This window comes from Thalassotalea euphylliae, assembly GCF_042682785.1.
GTDB classification, from domain to species: domain Bacteria; phylum Pseudomonadota; class Gammaproteobacteria; order Enterobacterales; family Alteromonadaceae; genus Thalassotalea_F; species Thalassotalea_F euphylliae.
Genome location: NZ_JBHUIB010000001.1, coordinates 71,795 through 89,925, shown reverse-complemented (window position 1 = coordinate 89,925; position 18,131 = coordinate 71,795). Strand labels below are relative to the sequence as shown.

Annotated in this window: 16 protein-coding genes; 8 read left to right on the top strand and 8 right to left on the bottom strand. The window is 42.3% G+C overall.

Features of this window, described 5'->3' with window-relative positions:
* Positions 1-891 carry a (2E,6E)-farnesyl diphosphate synthase gene (ispA, locus tag ACFSJY_RS00395; RefSeq protein ID WP_386029967.1) on the bottom strand — a complete coding sequence of 297 codons (891 nt, stop codon included), beginning with the start codon at positions 889-891 and terminating at the stop codon, positions 1-3.
* 3 nt (positions 892-894) lie between these two features.
* The gene (xseB, locus tag ACFSJY_RS00390) at positions 895-1,137 is read right to left on the bottom strand and encodes an exodeoxyribonuclease VII small subunit (RefSeq protein WP_386029965.1); all 243 of its coding nucleotides are present in this window, start codon (positions 1,135-1,137) and stop codon (positions 895-897) included.
* A gap of 221 nt (positions 1,138-1,358) precedes the next feature.
* Between xseB and pomA the strand changes: the two genes are divergently transcribed.
* The 3 genes from pomA (at position 1,359) to thiI (ending at position 4,674) form a co-directional block, all read left to right on the top strand.
* A complete protein-coding gene (gene pomA, locus ACFSJY_RS00385; protein WP_386029963.1) occupies positions 1,359-2,123 on the top strand; it encodes a flagellar motor protein PomA in 765 nt (254 codons plus the stop codon).
* Positions 2,124-2,134: 11 nt separating this feature from the next.
* Entirely contained in the window at positions 2,135-3,097 is a 963-nt protein-coding gene (locus tag ACFSJY_RS00380; protein ID WP_386029961.1) for a flagellar motor protein MotB, read from the top strand.
* Between the two features lie 122 nt (positions 3,098-3,219).
* Positions 3,220-4,674, top strand: a complete 1,455-nt coding sequence (gene thiI / locus ACFSJY_RS00375; protein ID WP_386029959.1) for a tRNA uracil 4-sulfurtransferase ThiI — start codon at positions 3,220-3,222, stop codon at positions 4,672-4,674.
* A gap of 78 nt (positions 4,675-4,752) precedes the next feature.
* Here thiI and ACFSJY_RS00370 read toward each other — a convergent pair whose 3' ends face one another.
* Positions 4,753-5,652, bottom strand: a complete 900-nt coding sequence (locus tag ACFSJY_RS00370) for a LysR family transcriptional regulator (protein WP_386029957.1) — start codon at positions 5,650-5,652, stop codon at positions 4,753-4,755.
* A gap of 119 nt (positions 5,653-5,771) precedes the next feature.
* Between ACFSJY_RS00370 and ppc the strand changes: the two genes are divergently transcribed.
* Positions 5,772-8,327, top strand: a complete 2,556-nt coding sequence (gene ppc, locus ACFSJY_RS00365; protein ID WP_386029955.1) for a phosphoenolpyruvate carboxylase — start codon at positions 5,772-5,774, stop codon at positions 8,325-8,327.
* Between the two features lie 52 nt (positions 8,328-8,379).
* Here ppc and ACFSJY_RS00360 read toward each other — a convergent pair whose 3' ends face one another.
* Together ACFSJY_RS00360 and ACFSJY_RS00355 are read right to left on the bottom strand one after the other, a co-directional pair.
* Positions 8,380-9,303 carry a ketopantoate reductase family protein gene (locus ACFSJY_RS00360; protein ID WP_386029953.1) on the bottom strand — a complete coding sequence of 308 codons (924 nt, stop codon included), beginning with the start codon at positions 9,301-9,303 and terminating at the stop codon, positions 8,380-8,382.
* Positions 9,300-9,656 carry a VanZ family protein gene (locus ACFSJY_RS00355; RefSeq protein ID WP_386029951.1) on the bottom strand — a complete coding sequence of 119 codons (357 nt, stop codon included), beginning with the start codon at positions 9,654-9,656 and terminating at the stop codon, positions 9,300-9,302. The genes ACFSJY_RS00360 and ACFSJY_RS00355 overlap by 4 nt, the downstream gene beginning before the upstream one ends.
* Before the next feature lie 178 nt (positions 9,657-9,834).
* Between ACFSJY_RS00355 and ACFSJY_RS00350 the strand changes: the two genes are divergently transcribed.
* Entirely contained in the window at positions 9,835-10,317 is a 483-nt protein-coding gene (locus tag ACFSJY_RS00350) for a YajQ family cyclic di-GMP-binding protein (protein ID WP_386029949.1), read from the top strand.
* A 189-nt stretch (positions 10,318-10,506) separates the two neighbouring features.
* Positions 10,507-11,856, top strand: coding sequence for a sodium-dependent transporter (locus ACFSJY_RS00345; protein ID WP_386029947.1), 1,350 nt, complete (start codon positions 10,507-10,509; stop codon positions 11,854-11,856).
* Positions 11,857-11,967: 111 nt separating this feature from the next.
* Here the strand turns inward: ACFSJY_RS00345 and ACFSJY_RS00340 are convergent, their stop codons facing one another.
* Positions 11,968-12,654 (bottom strand): TIGR01621 family pseudouridine synthase, encoded by a 687-nt coding sequence (locus ACFSJY_RS00340; protein ID WP_386029945.1) that lies wholly within the window; start codon positions 12,652-12,654, stop codon positions 11,968-11,970.
* Between the two features lies 1 nt (position 12,655).
* Positions 12,656-14,014 carry a Na+/H+ antiporter NhaC family protein gene (locus ACFSJY_RS00335; RefSeq protein WP_386029943.1) on the bottom strand — a complete coding sequence of 453 codons (1,359 nt, stop codon included), beginning with the start codon at positions 14,012-14,014 and terminating at the stop codon, positions 12,656-12,658.
* A gap of 184 nt (positions 14,015-14,198) precedes the next feature.
* Here ACFSJY_RS00335 and gshA point away from each other — a divergent pair, with 184 nt between their 5' ends.
* Positions 14,199-15,773, top strand: a complete 1,575-nt coding sequence (gene gshA / locus ACFSJY_RS00330) for a glutamate--cysteine ligase (RefSeq protein ID WP_386029941.1) — start codon at positions 14,199-14,201, stop codon at positions 15,771-15,773.
* Between the two features lie 671 nt (positions 15,774-16,444).
* Positions 16,445-17,065, top strand: coding sequence for a transglycosylase SLT domain-containing protein (locus ACFSJY_RS00325; protein ID WP_386029939.1), 621 nt, complete (start codon positions 16,445-16,447; stop codon positions 17,063-17,065).
* Positions 17,066-17,178: 113 nt separating this feature from the next.
* Here ACFSJY_RS00325 and cobA read toward each other — a convergent pair whose 3' ends face one another.
* Positions 17,179-17,979, bottom strand: a complete 801-nt coding sequence (cobA, locus tag ACFSJY_RS00320; protein ID WP_386029937.1) for a uroporphyrinogen-III C-methyltransferase — start codon at positions 17,977-17,979, stop codon at positions 17,179-17,181.
* Between the last annotated feature and the right edge of the window lie 152 nt (positions 17,980-18,131).

Here is an 18,131-nt window from a genome sequence, read left to right as displayed (position 1 = left end):
TTAATGCGTACGGCGCACGATAAACGTGGCGAATTCAGCCAAATTCTGCGTATTGTAGGGCAAACGCGCCAAAGCTTGAAGTGATTCTTGATATAAGTCTTCCGCTTTTTGCTGTGCACCTTGCAACCCTAATAGTGCTGGATACGTTGATTTGTTGTGTTCTAGATCAGAACCCTTAGGCTTACCTAGCTCTTCTTCTGACGACGTAATATCAATAATATCGTCTTGTACTTGATAGGCTAAGCCGACCAATTCGGCAAATTCTGAAAGCGCTCGTTTTTGAGTTTCATCTGCATTTGGCGCACATTCAGCTGCCATAGCAACGGATGCGCCTAACAATGCGCCGGTCTTTAATTTGTGAAGCTGTTTAAGCGTCTCTAAATCGACCGACTTTCCTGTTGCACTGAGATCTAGTGCTTGTCCGCCACACATGCCTTGGTATCCAGAAGCGTTAACCAAGTGCTGAATAAGCTTGATACGTTTACTTTCTGCAAATGCAGATAGTGGGTGATGTGCAAGTATATCGAAAGCAAGTGTTTGCAAGCTATCTCCGGCTAATATCGCCGTCGCTTCATCAAATGCTTTGTGGCATGTTGGTTGTCCACGTCGTAAGTCGTCGTCGTCCATAGCTGGTAAGTCGTCATGGAGTAGCGAGTACGCATGAATGCATTCGAGGGCACAAGCGACGGCATCAATATCTGACATTTCTGCATGTAACGCTTGTCCAGTGATGTAAGCAAGGTATGGGCGCATACGTTTGCCACCAATGAGCAAACCATAGCGCATTGCTTCAAGCAATTTTTCATCGTTAACTGGTAATGCATTTAACTTGGCTTCAAGTAGCTTATTTACGCGCTCTTGAAGTTCTGTCAATTGGGCTAATTGAGACACGTATTAGCTCTCTGTATTGTCAAAGTCAGCTAAAGTTTGCTGGCCGTTTTCATTCATTAGTATTTTAATTTTTTGTTCGGCGTCTTGTAGTTTTTGTTGGCTGACTTGGCTCAACTTTAAGCCGCGTTCGAAAATAGCCATTGACTCTTCAAGGCTTAAATCACCCTGTTCCAGTTGTTGAACTATGGTATCTAGCTCGCTTAACGCTTCTTCAAAATGTAAGTTTTCTAGTTTCTTTTTAGCCATGCTTTTCTGGCGCGTTCGCGCGGAGGCGGAGAATTAGCCGCAAAGGTACATGAGCAAGGCCAATTGGTCAATGAAACAGATTTTTAGAAAACCTGCAAAAATTAGTTAAGTTATTGAGCAGACAACCGATAATATCAGATATAACTATTCGCGAATCATGTATTCGTAATGTATTATTGATATTGTCGCAGTCGTATTAGGCGTGAGTTTGGGAGGCATTTGTGGATTTAGCTACGCTACTTGGGATATTAGGCGCTATAGGTTTCATTGTCATGGCAATGATATTAGGTGGCGATATTTCCATGTTCGTTGATACACAATCTATTCTAATCGTATTTTGTGGTTCATTATTCGTTGTACTTGCCAATTACAATATGGGGCAGTTTTTCGGTATCGGTAAAATCATTGGCAAGGCATTCATGTTCAAAATTGAAAAGCCAGATGAGTTAATCGAAAAATCTGTTGAAATGGCAGATGCTGCTCGAAAAGGTGGCTTTCTAGCTCTCGAAGAAGCTGAAATTTCAAACGCCTTTATGCAAAAGGGCGTAGATATGCTTGTGGATGGCCATGATGCTGATGTGGTTCGAGGTACCCTGCAAAAAGATATTGCCTTAACAACCGAACGCCATGAAACCGGTGTGGGCATTTTAGGAGCGCTTGCAGAAGTTGCCCCAGCGATGGGGATGATCGGTACTTTGATTGGTCTAGTTGCCATGTTGTCAAACATGGATGACCCTAAAGCTATCGGGCCTGCGATGGCCGTTGCACTACTCACGACATTGTATGGTGCATTCCTCGCGAACGTAATCGCTATTCCAATTGCCAATAAATTAAAGCTTCGCATGGCCGAAGAAAAGCTAAACCAAGAATTGATTTTGGATGCGGTATTAGGCATTCAAGATGGACAAAATCCGCGTGTTATCGAAGGCCTGTTGAAGAACTATTTGGCCGAGAGCAAACGAAACATTAATACGACGGAAGAGTAGAGGTAACGCAAATGGCACCACCTCCTGAGTGTAAATGTCCACCACCTGGCTTACCGCCGTGGATGGGGACATTTGCCGACCTAATGTCGCTGTTAATGTGTTTCTTTGTACTGCTGCTGTCTTTCTCTGAAATGGACGTGCTTAAGTTCAAGCAAATTGCGGGTTCAATGAAGTTCGCATTCGGTGTTCAAAATAAGATCGAAGTAAAAGATATCCCCAAAGGTACGAGTATCATTGCTCAAGAGTTCCGTCCGGGTAAACCTGAGCCGACGCCGATTGAAGTTATCCAGCAGCAAACGATAGAGATGACGCAGCAAATGCTTGAGTTCCAAGCCGGTGACGAAACCTCGGCGGGTGGTCGACAAGAGCAACGTGGTACAGAGCGCGGTGGCCAATCACAAAGCACCGACAGCCAAATGTCGCAGCAGCAAATCGAGCAAGCGCAGGAACAGATGGAGCAAGCGCAGCAAGAGCAAGTAAATGAGCTTGTTAAGAAAATTGCTGAGCAAATGGAAAAACAAATTCAAGACGGTGCTATTGAATTGGAAGCGCTGGGTCAGCAAATCACGATTCGCATACGTGAAAATGGGTCATTCCCTTCTGGTTCTGCGTTCTTGCAACCCAAATTCAAGCCGATTATTCAAGAAATTGGTGAGTTGTTAAATACCGTGCCTGGTGAGGTTATGGTCTCTGGTAACACTGATAATCAAGGTATTGATTCAGAGTTATTCCGCTCAAATTGGGATCTTTCAAGCCAGCGTGCTGTAGCCATCGCCCACGAGCTTGTGAAAGTGCCAGGTTTCGACCCTACACGTTTATTAGTTGTAGGTCATGCGGATACGCGACCACTTGTTCCAAACACAAATGCGCTAAACCGACGCCGCAACCGACGAGTTGAGATATCAATCAATCAAGGTAAGGCAAAGGTCACCGATCCTATTTCGTTAAGTGAAGGCGCACCTCAAACACCATAGTGACGGTAAATAATCTTGTTTTAATGTGAAAAGAGTGACTATAAGTCGCTCTTTTTGTTTTTCGTGATCTATGGTTAATTCGTGTATAATTCGCGCCACTTTATTTTCGGCCGGTGGTATTGATGAAATTTATTGTTAAGTTACAAGCGGAAATCGCGATTAAAAGTCGTCCCGTACGCAAACGTTTTACCAAGATATTAGACTCTAATATTAAAAATGTGCTGCGTCGTGTCGATGAGTTAGTGACCACGCAAGCGAACTGGGACAGCATTGAAATTAATACCAAAAATAATACGGAAGAAAATCGCCTAGCGTTAATAGAAACGCTCAAGTGTATTCCTGGTATTCAGAGTTTTCTTGAAGTGCAGCAAACAGAGTTTACTGACCTGCATGATATTTTTGAGAAAACATTAGCTATTCATAAAGACACCATTGAAAACAAAACGTTTGTTGTGCGTGTTAAGCGCAATGGCGATCATGAGTTTAACTCTATTCAAGCTGAACAATACATTGGCGGTGGACTAAACCAAGCGGTTGAGTCGGCACGTGTAAAACTGAAAAAACCAGATGTCACCATCAAGCTTGAAATCAATAAAGATAAACTCTTTATTGTGACAGAGCAGCATAAAGGTCTAAACGGCTTCCCAATCGCGACCCAAGAAGATGTGCTTTCATTAATGTCTGGTGGCTTTGATTCAGGTGTTTCAAGCTATCAAATGATCAAGAAAGGATCTCGTACTCACTACTGTTTCTTCAATTTGGGTGGTAGTGCCCATGAAGTAGGCGTTAAACAAGTCAGCCACTTTTTATGGAATAAGTATGGTGCATCGCACCGTGTTAAGTTTATTTCTGTGGATTTTGACCCTGTCGTTACTGAAATTCTAGAGAAAATTGATAACGGCCAGATGGGCGTTATTTTAAAACGTATGATGATGCGCGCCGGTGAAAAAGTGGCTGAGAAATTAGGGATTCAGGCGTTGGTGACAGGCGAAGCGCTAGGCCAAGTATCAAGCCAAACATTGACAAATCTTAACGTAATAGATCGCGTAACAAATACATTGATATTGCGTCCACTTGCGGCTTACGACAAGCAAGATATCATCGACATCGCCCGTGAGATAGGTACCGAAGAGTTTGCTAAGACAATTCCCGAATATTGTGGGGTTATTTCGAAGAACCCGACGGTAAAAGCTGTGCTGTCGAAAATAGAGGAAGAAGAAGAAAAATTCGATTTTTCTCTCATTGATCAGGTCGTTGAAAATGCCAAGGTTTATGACATCCGCGATATCGGTCAAGAGACCGAAGAGGAAGTTCAAGCGGTTCAAGAGCTTGCTGAAATTGGTGAAAATACCGTCGTTGTTGATATTCGCAGCCCTGAAGAGGAAGACGAAAATCCGCTGGAAATAGACGGTATAGAAGTTATTCACATGCCGTTCTTCAAGTTAGGTACACAGTTTGGTGATCTTGATCAAAGTAAGGAGTACTTGCTTTATTGTGACCGAGGAGTAATGAGCAAGTTACAAGCACTTTATTTACATGACAGTGGCTTTGCTAACGTGCATGTATACCGTCCGTAACCGCAGGTTGCAGGGAAGAAAAAAGGCGCTTAGGCGCCTTTTTTCTTAGCTCTTTAAGCGACGTACAGTCAATTTCTATCACTTTGCTTCTTTTTCTAAATACTCTTGAAATGTTCTTGCCAGTAAAGAGAGTTTTCTTTGCTTACTGTTCACTAAGTACCAGTCGCTAGTAATTGGAAAGTGCTCAACGTCTAGTTTAACGATGCCGCTGACGGGATGATTGTCTACAGAGTGGCGACTCAATATAGCAAGGCCTAGCCCTTCTGCCACCATATGCTTTATTGCGTCATTGCTTTCAACCATCATCCGCTCACGTAATTTAATGTTATGTTGCTGGCAAAATCTATCAATCGTGCTGCGCGTGCCAGAGCCTTTCTCTCTTAAAATGAAGGGATAATGTTGAACGCGGTTGAGGCTTATCTCTGGTTTGCGAGTTAACTCGTGACGTTCTGGAGCAATCACGACAAGATCGTTATCCAAAAAGGGCATTTTATTCAGAGGTAATTCGTCAGGACAGTGACTTAATACGTAAAAATCATCTTGATTTTGCATCGCGCGTTCAATCACAATTTTACGATTTCTAATCGTTAATTCAACGTCAATATTCGGGTACTTACGACAAAATGGGCCGAGTATCTTTGGCATAAAGTTTTGTGCTGTCGCGACAATACAAAGCCTTAACGTACCGGCTTGTAGACCATTGAATGCGTTTAGCTCTATCGCTAAGTTTTCAAAATTACTCGCCACTTGTTGGGCGGCTTTATAGACAGCAAAGCCAGCTTCTGTAATGACTATTTGCTTTCCTTGCTGACTATACAGCTCAACGTCTAATAGTGCAGAAAGCTTCTTTAATTGAATCGATACCGAAGGTTGCGCTATGTGCAAACGTTCTGCTGTTCTAGAAACGCTTTGTGTCTCTACAAGCGCAGAAAACAATTGTAATTGTCTAATAGTCGGCGTTCGATTTGCTTGGAACATATATAGATAAAAATAAATATAATATTTAGTTTATATATATTGGAGTTAATGGTTTTGCAAGTCTAGTCTGTTGTTAACAAAATTTAGTCAACATACTGCAAATAAAATAAGGAGCCGACATGTTAGAAACGATTCGCCAGAATGTTCGTGTCTTAGGTCAGCTATTAGGCGAAACCATCGCTGTCGAAAAAGGTGATGAGTGGGTCGACAAAATTGAAAAAGTGCGCCACTTAAGTCGCGATGTGATTGGTGAAGACAAAGTGGCATTAGAAGAGCTGCAATCGCTGTTCAAAAGCGCAAACGAACAAGACATGTTGGTGTATGCCCGAGCGTTCAGTCAATTTTTGAACTTAGCAAATATTGCTGAACAACAGTATACAGTGAGTGAACAAGGGTTAGCAGAGCTAGATTTGGCGCATCCGCTCGAAACGCTTCAACAAAAGTTAGGCGAGATAGACCCAAAAGCTTTTGCCAAAGCGCTAAAAAAACTGCACGTTGAGTTAGTGCTTACTGCGCATCCTACAGAAGTGAACAGACGTACATTTATTCATAAGTACCATCAGATTGCGTTAGAGCTAGAAAATAACCCAGACGATACATCACGTATTGCAGAGCTGATTGAACAAGCGTGGTTTACCAACGAAATTCGCAATGAGCGACCCACGCCGCTGGATGAATCTCGCTGGGGGCTTGATGTTATTGCAGACAGCTTGTGGACGGCGGTGCCTAAATTTATTCGTGAACTCGATGAAGTCGCTCAGGAAATTACAGGGGAGTCGGTCGCCCTAGATTATGCTCCCATTACGATGGCGAGCTGGATGGCAGGTGATCGCGACGGTAACCCATTCGTGACTGCAAAACTCAGTGAACAGGCGATACTTAATGCTCGCCTTCGTGCCGCAGAGTTATATTTGCAAGATTTTAAAGAGCTTTATTTAGAGCTTTCAATGAACAATGCGGACGAATCATTAGTCGCTGAAGATGTTGATAATATCGGGCCTTATCGTCATCAACTTAAGCAGGTGGTTAAAACGCTAGAAACAACCGTGGAGCTTTTAAATAACGGGCAAACACTGGGCGCTATTGAGTCAAAGCAAGACTTACTAACGCCTCTTTATCGTTGTAGAGAAAGTTTGCTTGCTAATGGCCTAGCTCGTATTGCGAATTCTGGTTTATTAGATCTTATTCGTAAAGTGCATTGCTTCGGCATCTCCATGGTCAAGTTGGATATTCGTCAGCATAGCGAGCGCCACAATCAAGCGATTGCAGAGATCACCAAAGCATTAGGTTTGGGTGACTATGAGGCATGGACTGAAGCTGAGCGTTGTGAGTTCCTGCTTGCAGAGTTAAACAACAATCGACCGTTAATACCCAAAGTGGCATTCTCAGCAGACGTTCAAGAAGTGCTAGATACATACGCAATGATTGCACGTCAGCCAAAAGAATTACTGGGGATTTATATTATCTCTATGGCCAGTGAAGTAAGCGATGTTCTTCTTGTTGCCTTATTACAAAAAGCCGCAGGTGTTAGTTGGAACATGCCTGTGGCACCGTTGTTCGAAACACTTGATGATTTGAATAACGCACCTAAAGTAATGGCAAACTTACTTGATATTCAAGATTATGCCGAGCGCTGTGAGCAGAAACACTACGTCATGATTGGCTACAGTGATTCAGCAAAAGATGCAGGGGTATTAGCGGCAACATGGGGCCAATACTCGGCGCAAGAAGCGCTTGTCGAGGTGTTTAATGAACGAGAAGTGGAACTTAAATTATTCCACGGTCGTGGCGGTACAATAGGTCGCGGGGGCGGTCCAGCAAATGCGGCTATTGCGTCTCAGCCACCAGGCACCTTGGCAGGTGGTCTGCGTGTGACTGAGCAAGGTGAGACTATTCGCTATAAGTTTGGTTTACCTAACCTTGCTGTTCGCAGTTTACATTTATATGCGTCAGCCATTTTAGAGTCTTTGGTGACGCCACCGCCTGCACCAAAAACAGAATGGCGAGAACTAATGGACAAAATGGCGGAGCAAAGCTGTTCGCAATATCGAAGCTATGTGCAAGACAAAGAAGACTTTGTTCGTTATTTCCGTCAAGCCACGCCTGAGCAAGAACTCTCATCTTTGCCACTTGGCTCTCGTCCAAGTAAACGCCGGGCCGACGGTGGAATTGAGTCGCTGCGTGCTATTCCTTGGATTTTTGCTTGGAGTCAGAACCGTATGGTAGTGCCGAGCTGGTTAGGCCTAGGTCAGGCGCTTGCTGAAAATGCTGATAGCAATGATTTGATGCAAGATATGCTCGCAAATTGGCCTTACTTCAATTCGCGGATTTCATTGACTGAAATGGTGTATTTAAAGTCAGAACCTTTAGTCGCGTCACTTTATGATGAGGCACTCGTTGATGAAGAATTAAAGTCCTTAGGTGAAGAACTGCGTGCTCAACTTAAGTCCGATGAAGCAACTGTACTGAGTGTATTAGGGCAAGAGCAGTCGATGGAACGAGATCCGTGGAACTTAAGCTCTTTTGAACTGCGTCAGCCATACTTGTTACCGCTGCATGTTATGCAAATCGAAGCGCTTAAACGACTAAGGGCAAACCCTGAACACCCCGTTTATGAGCAGCTGTTAATGGTGACTATGGCGGGCATTGCCACAGGGATGCGAAATACGGGTTAGTAGATAAAGATAACTCGTTTAAATGTTAATAAAGCCGACGATATTGTCGGCTTTATTGTTGGTAATATTCTTCTTCAATTCGCTTTATTGTGTTGACCAAGTCTTGGCTCATTGGCAGCTTGATTTGATGTTTGTTTGCAAGCTTGAGCAAGAAGCCATTTATGTGCTCAATTTCAGTCTTTCGCCTTGCCAGAACATCCGCCAGCATCGATGATGTGTTTTTTGCCGTGTCGCGTGCAACTTGCTTGGCGATACGTTCAATATTTTCACTTTCCATTACTATGCCCTCGGCGTTAGCTATCATGGCGACTTCTTGTGCCAGAGTGCTAATGTCTTTAGCGTATTGAGGCGTTAGTAGGGCACCATTTTCTACTTGATTGGCAGCTGTTAAAGGGTTAATCACGCAGTTTATAGCAAGCTTTAACCATTGCTTCTCTTTTATATCTGAATGCCAAAATATCGTGGGCAGTGCCTGATGTAGTATATGTAACCAATGCGGTGCATCAGGGGATGCAGTATCGTTACGTGGGCCGATGTCAGTAATACCAATACCGGTATGCTGCACATGATGAGGAGTGACCCGTTTACACCCATGTGTTGTCAATGCTGAGTAAATGGCACAATTACCCCGCACCTGTGCAGAGAGACTTTCTGTTACTCCCATGCCATTATGACAAAGCAAAACGTCAGTATTTGGCGAGAGAAACTCAGCGATTTCGTTTATTGCTTTTGCCGCTAACGGTGCTTTGACACAAACTATAAGTAAATCAGCGGATGCTAGCCTGTTTTTACTTGTCTGCAGCATCGAAAAGCGAAAGCTATTGCCAGAATGGGTACTAAAAGTGCGGGCTTCCTGAAAATCATTTTCCGCTAAACCAGCTGAACCAAACCAGCTTAGCGTGATCATTGACGATTGAGTCAAATGATACGCCCATAATGACGCAATTGCGCCTTTGCCAACAATGACTATATTCATTTAGCTTTTATCGTGTGTCCGTAAACCAACCAAACCCATTTAAGAAAGAAAAAGCAAAAAATACCTATTACGTCGGCAATAAAATCTTTAACTTCACCGTTTCTAAAGCCCAAGTAATATTGGCCGAGTTCAGATAAGGCTGCATAGGCAATAAGCGATATGACCAAAGGCCAAGTAGGCAGCTTTAAAAAGCTACTCAACACCCATGCGAGAATGAAAAAACCAATGAAGTGACCATATGCGTCAACTTTAGGGTTTACGAATAAAATATTTCGGAGCTCGCTGGAGAATGACAAACCAAGAATGACCAGTACAACAATAAAGAAAAAGAAAATATGGTGTAGGTTTCTCAACGGGTTATCTCATTAGCAGAATAATGGCTAATTCTAGCATGAAGCTGAATGCAGTAAACGCAGGAATTTGTTTGAAAATGATAAAGCACCACAAATTGCCTTTTAACTGAGACGAATACGCTAGAATTCGAGAGGTATTTTGATACTATGTGGCAAAAATTTAGATTAAGAGGCCGGTATGCCATCGTTTGATATTGTTTCAGAAATAAATTTAGAAGAAGTGCGCAACGCTACTGAAAATTCGACGCGTGAATTAAGCACTCGTTTTGACTTTCGTGGTGTAGAAGCAAGTTATGAGTGGAAGTCACCTGCTGTTGTAGTGCAGTCAGAAAGTGATTATCAGGTGAAGCAATTGGTTGATATTTTACGTAATCAACTTGTTAAGCGTAAATTAGACCCGCGCTCAATGAATATCAGCTCTCCTGAGTTTTCAGGGAAGACTTGTACACAAAAAGTGACTTTCCAAGAAGGTATTGAAAAAGACGTTGCGAAGAAGGTCGTGAAAGTAATAAAAGACAGCAAGATTAAGGTACAAGCAGCCATTCAAGGTGAGCAGGTGCGTGTCACAGGAAAGAAACGCGACGACTTGCAAGCTGTGATGCAACTGGTTCGTGAAGCAGAATTAGATCAACCTTTCCAGTTCAAAAACTTCAAAGATTAGTATTTAGATATCAAGCGAGCATTTTGCTCGCTTTTCTCTTCGGTGTAATTTTTATAGTAATTAATAGTTTACAGTCGTGTTTCCGGCTGTTCGTGTAATAACCACCATAATTACCGTTAAAGTCCTTGTTTTTAGTGGCTGAGATTCAGTAAATTATGGCCTTTCTTATAATAATAAAGTTGATAGTCGATGGGTGTTTCAAGAGGCGAGTTTAGCTCGCGTATCGGATTTATAATGGCCGCCGCGGGCTCTGCAGTGGGATTGGGAAATGTGTGGGGGTTTCCAACGCAAACTGCAAGCAATGGCGGTGCAGCGTTTGTTTTAGTTTATCTTGTTCTTGCATTTAGTTTAGCCTACCCAGCTTTCATGGCAGAAATTCTCATTGGTCGTTATGGTCAAGCTAACGCGGTTAGCAGTATGGAGAAGATGGCAAAGAAAGCGTGGCAGAAAAAGTTTGCTTTCCTTGTGGGTTTCGGTGGAATTATATGTGCCGCCCTTATCTTAAGCTTCTACGGTATTCTCGCTGGCTGGATGATGTCATTTGCAGTTGAATCTGCCGCGTTAATTGCTGGCGCGCAAGGCGTTGCCGATTGGGTGACAGGTGGCTCTGTAATGCGAAACCTGTTCTTCACTACTTTGTTCATGTTTCTAACGGTATTCATCATTCAACGTGGCGTGGAAGACGGTATTGAGAAGTGGTCAAAGCGATTAATGCCAATGATGATAGGCTTACTTATTTTGCTCATTGTCTATGTATTAACGCTAGAGGGCGCACAAGAAGGTTTGTCAGCTTATTTAAACCCTGATATTACTCGCGTGCTAGAGCCAAATTTATTGCTAAGTGCACTAGGACAAGCATTCTTCTCGTTATCGCTAGGTACGTCAGTGATGGTCATCTACGGTTCCTATATCTCTAAGCGTGAGAATATGGTCACGATCGGCGCACAAGTGACCTTGATTGATGTATCTATCGCATTCCTTGCTGGCCTACTTATTATTCCATCGATGTATGTTGCACAGGCGCAAGGCGTACAAATTTTTGCAGACGATGGCAGTTTGTTAGCTGGTCCGGCACTTGTTTTTACTGTATTACCAAGTCTATTTGAAGGTATGGGGAATCTTGGCTTATTTGTTGGTTTAGCATTTTTCGTATTGATGTCTATTGCAGCATTAACTTCTTCAATTTCAATGTTAGAAGGCCCTGTGTCTTTTGTTGTTGAACGTCATAACGCAGACCGTAAAAAAGCCACATTGGTTATAGGTATGGTTATTCTGGCGATCAGTTGTGCGATTATTAGTAATATTGATTTGATGCTAGGTTTAGTCGCAACAATTTCCACCGAATATGGTCAACCCATAATCGCTATGCTTTGTTGCGTATATGCTGGCTGGATTTGGCAACGTAATTCATTATTGGAAGAAATTCAAAATGGTTATCCTGAAGTAGGTGAAAGCTTTTTCTGGAAAATTTGGCCTTGGTACATCAAGTTTGTTTGTCCTGTGGCTATCGGTGCCGTATTTATTCATAGTGTGTTGTAGTAAACGTATTCACTAGAAGATTAAATGTTACGTCAGTAAAAAAGCCAGTCGAATGACTGGCTTTTTTGTGGGTAGTGGCTATATGAATCCATCGGAACAAGCGCTAATTTTCTACGGCTTTTTGGGCCAATGCTGTTGCCATGGGGCGGGCTGATGTTCAAGCCATTTCACAAATATAGGTGCAGTAAACTGACTGCCTAAACGTGGCGGCAGAATATATTCGTACGGTTTGCCGAACAGAGTAAAACGCATAGCATAAGCATGCAAATAACCGCGATCTGAAGAATTACCTCCATAGAGTTCATCACCCAAAATTGGAGCGCCAATGCTGTTCATTGCGACTCTAATTTGGTGGGTTTTCCCAGAGTGTGGTTTTAGCACAAACGCACGAGCTCCAGGCTCGATACTGTATGAAAAAAATTGAGTGATCGCAGGGTTGTCGTTAGTGCGCAATAGCTTCCACATACCGCGTCTACTTTTTGCCATGTCACCTTTGATAGCACCCTGCTTTTTCTTGGGTTTGGCAGCAGAAAGTGCCAAGTAGTACTTTTCTATGTCATGGTTTGAGAACTGCTTTTGAAAATCTTGTGCTGCTTGCTCAGTTTTGGCGAATATGAGCAACCCAGAAGTCAGCTTATCTAATCGGTGGACTGGGAAAAGAATATCTAGTGATAAAGCCCTTTTTACTTGATTAAATACGCCATTTCCGAGATTGCCTTCATCATGAAAGTTAGTATTGGGATGTTTATCAACAACCAGAAAGTCAGGTTGTTGATCAATAACAGTAAAGTCAGTCACGTTAGAGAGTAAGCCCAATAATGATATACAACACTATGGTAACAATTGCGCCAAATAACGCATAAGGAAGCTGAGTTTTAACATGCTCGTAATGGTCGCAGCCACTGGCGATAGAGGCGACAACAGTTGTGTCAGAAATAGGAGAGGCGTGGTCACCGAAAATACCACCACCAAGTACTGCTGCAACTAAGAACGGGACAGGTAAACCTGTCTCTAACGCAATGGGTACTGCTATGGGCACTAATATGGCAAATGTTCCCCATGAAGTGCCTGTCGCAAATGCCATAACTGCTGCTGCAATAAACAAAATAGGGGCAATGAAGACGGGAGACACTTTTACATTCATCAGCTCACTTACATAGTGACCCGTACCGAGTGCTTTTATGGCGTCACCAAAAGCAAACGACAACACTAAAATTGCAACGGCTGGTGCCATATATAAAATGCCGTTTATAAAAGATTGACCGACCTCTTTTGGGTTTAATAAGCGGTAATATGTGACCATGGCAACGACCATAGTACAGGCGCTAACGATGGCCCAGAATACAGAAAAAGACCCTGAGCCACGACGCATGTCGCCATCACCGGTTACATAAAGGAGTCCTAGTGTAATGGAGAGCAATGAAAGCAGCGGGATCCACATGACACGTGCAGGCCCACTTTTAGGCTCAATACTTTCTTCGTCGGTATCAACCAAACTTGTTGCTTTGGCCATGGGGCCAAATACCTTTCCGCTGTATGCTGTGTAATAGGCTAATGCTACAGCAATGATTGCGTAGAAGTTATAGCTAATTGTACCTATCAGGATGCCGACTGGGTCGTTGAAGTCGAAGCCGTCTAGCAAGCCCAATACATAGGCTCCCCAGCCATTTATTAAAAATAGAATACTGATTGGAGCACAGGTAGAGTCTATCAAATATGCCAAACGTGCTCTGCTTAACTTATGTTTATCAAACAGTTGTTGGCTAGCCATACCAGCGGTAAACATACTTAAGTTCGTATCAGTAAAAATACTGGTGCCAATGACGGTTGGTAGCATACTGGCTTGTCTTTTATTTTTGACAAGATTCATGCGCGCCAGATGATTGATAAAGCCGTTTACCGCGCCGGAATCACTTAATAGCTTCACCATTGCACCAATTAACAGACTAAAAGAAATAATGTAGACATTGCCGGTGGATGAAAACACGTCTACAAAGCCATTGATGGTGCCAACGACTCCGTCGATAGGTTGCCATGTTGCAGCCATCAAATAGCTCATTACAACACCAACTAATAAAGCAAGAAGTGCATTTTTACGCCATACAGCAATAGCAATTGCGACGAAAGGGGGGAGTAAGCTTAGTGCAGAGTCGTGCATAATTATTTTTTATTCTTGTCTGAGTACTACCTCAGTGGTAGTCGTTGTTAGATAACTTGCAGCAGTATACGTTAATGCGAATTTTGTTACTATTATCCATCAATATTCGCTAGCACATTGAATTTCCATCATTTACCCTTACATAGGTAAAACAACAAAATAAAGCCTTTGCTTCGGAGTCATTTTGACTATACCTCTTTCTGATTATTTAACGGCTCTCTCGTCACCTGAAAATATTGCTAGCGTTGCTGGTATTAGGCGCGGTATTGAAAGAGAAGCATTACGCGTAGTGAAAGAGGGTAAGCTGTCAGATGCGCCTCATCGCCAAGCATTGGGCTCTGCATTAACACACCCATACATCACAACGGATTACGCTGAAAACTTACTGGAATTTATCACGCCTGTGGGGGACTCTGCGGAAGAAACGTTGGCACAGCTCCGCGATATTCAGCGATTCACATACGAACACACGGAAGGTGAATTATTGTGGCCAATGAGTATGCCTTGTTTTGTGGATGACGCAGACAAGATTCCATTGGCACAGTACGGTTCGTCTAATATCGGTCGAATGAAAACTGTGTATCGCCAAGGTTTGAAAAATCGATATGGCAGTATGATGCAGGTTATTGCTGGCATTCATTTTAATTTTTCTTTTTCTGAAGACTTTTGGAAAGCAGTACAAAAGATCAGTGGCGATAGCGGTGACTTACAGACATTTATTTCTGCACGCTATTTTGCTTTGATACGTAATTACAAACGTTTGTGTTGGCTTATACCGTATCTATACGGCAGTTCACCTGTACTGTGTGGATCGTTTTTGCAAAATAAACCGCACAAATTGCCATTTAAACGTTCAGACAGTGGATACTTGTATTTAGAGCATGCAACGTCTCTTCGTATGAGTGATTTGGGTTACACCAACAGTGCACAGTCATCTTTGAATATCTGCTATAACGATATTGAGAATTATGTTGCTACAGTTAAGAATGCAATTTCATTGGCTTCTGATGATTTTGACAGTATTGGTGTGAAAGTTGATGGTGAGTACCGCCAGTTAAATAGCAACGTCCTGCAGATTGAGAATGAGCTGTATGCTCCTATTCGCCCGAAGCGTGTTGCTGAATCTGGAGAGAAGCCCTCTCAAGCTCTACAGCGTCGCGGTGTTGAATACATTGAAGTACGAGCGCTGGATGTTAACCCATTCTCCGAAACGGGCATTTCCCTCCAACAAGTGAAGTTCTTAGATGTGTTCCTAACCTATTGCGCATTAGCGCCTAGCCCTGAGCTTGATGCTGACCTGCAGAAAGTCTACGAAACGAATATGGATAAAGTCGTTTTACGTGGCCGAGAGCCCGGCTTAAAGTTACAAGATGCTGATAACTGCAGAACTATTCCAGAATGGGGAAGTGAGTTATTTGCAGAATTTTCTCAAGTAGCAGCGTTACTTGATAAGGCCTACCAGTCAGATACATACCAAACAGCGACTGAAATAGAGTTAAGTAAAGTGTTAGACGCTTCGCTTACACCGTCAGGGCAACTTGTTGATATGGTTGTTAATCAAGGTGTTCGATATACAAGCATGGCACTTGAACTCGCCACAAAATATAGAGACAGCCAATTGGCTAGTGACTATTCAGTATTTAGCGAAGCACACTTGAGCACTAAAGCTGAGCAATCATTACTTGATCAAAAAAATGTGGAAGCTGCTGATACCGTAGACTTCGATACTTTTCTAGAAAACTACTTTAATAATCAATAGCTTTTGTTTTATTACGCATGAAAAGTATCGACCAAAAAAAAGCGCGTTAGGGCAACGCGCTATGAAATCACGAAAGCAGTCCAGGGAGGTTTTGCTCTCAACATATTTGACTGCTGTGTTGTTAAATAGTTCAAAAAAACATCAAAAATATTTCAAAAAGTTTCAATCTCTACTTTAAGTTGTTCTTTCTTCTCAGTTTTAAGACAAAAAAAAGCGCGTTATCCAAACGCGCGAATTCATGAAACACTAGGGAAATAAAAAGCCTCTCAGTTATTAGGACAGGGTAATTACCAATTAGTTCAAAAAATATTCAATTAATTTTTCATATACAGTCAAAGCGAGAAATTAAAGGCCCTCCGGCTCTAAAAAAATTTTAGGCAAAAAAAACGCGCTTTCAATTGAAGCGCGTATAAATAAACATGAAACACTAAGGGAGTAAGCCTCTCATTAATTAAGAGTCTTCAACTTCAAATTAGTTCCAAAAAAATACAAAAAAAAACGCTGCAGATTTTGCAGCGTTGAAATTCTACCAAGGGAAATAAAACATAAGTCTCTCATTACATTGGAACGCCTTTCTTTGAAAAAGTTCGCAAAAAATTTATATTTTTTTCTGTGCACAAATCCAGTGCTTTCTGGCATCATGATTCTACTTATCTTGATAATAAAAAAGTATGCAGAAATTTAAGCTATTTTTCGTTGCTATTATCTGTTCAGCAACACTCGCTGGGTGCGCTACGCCTCCTCCAAAGAACCCAGAAAACTTATGTGAAATTTTTAGAGAACACAGAGATTGGTACTTTGCTGCAAAAGACGCCAGAGACAGATGGGGCGTACCTATTCATGTACCGATGAGTATGATGTATCAGGAGAGCTCTTTTAAATCTGATGCATTGCCACCACGTGATTACCTATTTGGTTTTATTCCTTGGGGGAGAGTCAGTAGTGCTTATGGATACTCTCAAGCGAAAACAATGACGTGGGATGATTACATTCGAGAAACGGGTAACTCTGGCGCCGATCGTGATGATTTCGATGATGCAATTGACTTTATGGGCTGGTTTATTTTCAAAACACAGAAAATAAACAAAGTCTCAAAATGGGACGCATATAACCAATACCTAAACTATCACGAGGGGTGGGGCGGCTTTAAAAGGAAAACATATAAGAAAAAAGCCTGGCTAGTGAAAGTAGCAAGAAAGGTTGATAACCGCGCTAAACGTTATTCAGGACAGTTAAAAAGCTGTGAAGATGATTTGAACAAAAGCTGGTTGTGGCGCTTGTTTTTTGGTTAGCTAAACGCGCTTAACATAGATGGTTTATGTATTTTAGAGATTGAATTTTAGAAAATAAAAAAGCGTGCAAATAGCACGCTTTTTTATTGGTCATGTAGTTTCTTGCATATATTTTACTTGTTAGCCGCTAGGTATCCCAGATTGGCAAGGCTTGCTTGCTCAAAGGTCTTTACCACATCCCCAATAATAATGAGTGTCGGAGGTTTTATATTGTGTTTGGCGACCAAGTCCACAATATTACTTAGCGTGCCTTTGACCAATTTTTGATTAGGGGTTGTACCACGTTGAATCAAAGCTACTGGTGTATCATCACTACGCTCTGCCTGTTTTAGTTGCTCTACGATGATGGATAAGGTCTTTACCCCCATATAAAATACGATTGTTTGCTGCTTATCTTTCAATGCAGACCAAGGTAAATCGAGCGAACCATCACTTTGAACATGGCCGGTAATTAGTGTGCAGGCACGTGATACTTGCCTGTGTGTTAGTGGAATGCCTGCATAGGCTGCACACGAAGAGGCGGCAGTCATGCCAGGAACGATGTGGCACGATACGCCGGACGCTAGTGCATGTAACGCCTCCTCACCGCCGCGACCAAATACAAAAGGGTCGCCACCTTTTAGCCTAACAACGCGTTTATTGAGGTGTGCCTGTTCAACAATGATCTCATTTATCCGCTCTTGAGGCACTTTGTGGTCTGCTTGCTTTTTGCCAACATAGATCTTTTCACAATCGGTTGGCAGTAATGCCATTATTTCTTCACTCACTAGTCTGTCATATACAGCAACATCGGCTTGGCTTATAAAGCGAAACGCTTGCAATGTTAGTAAGTCAGGATCGCCGGGGCCAGCACCAACTAAGGCAATTTCTCCTGGTTGAAAAGGCTGTTTATGTGGATTTAAAGGCTCAAGCATTGCAACAGATAATTAAAGGTTATTTATGATACTAGTATCTAGTTTACCAGTTTTTATATTTCAAATGTAAATTAAAAAATGTTTTTATATGCAAATATGGAATTTAAAAGTGAGTTCACTTTTAGTTTCAGTGAATTAGTCCAAAGTAGCAT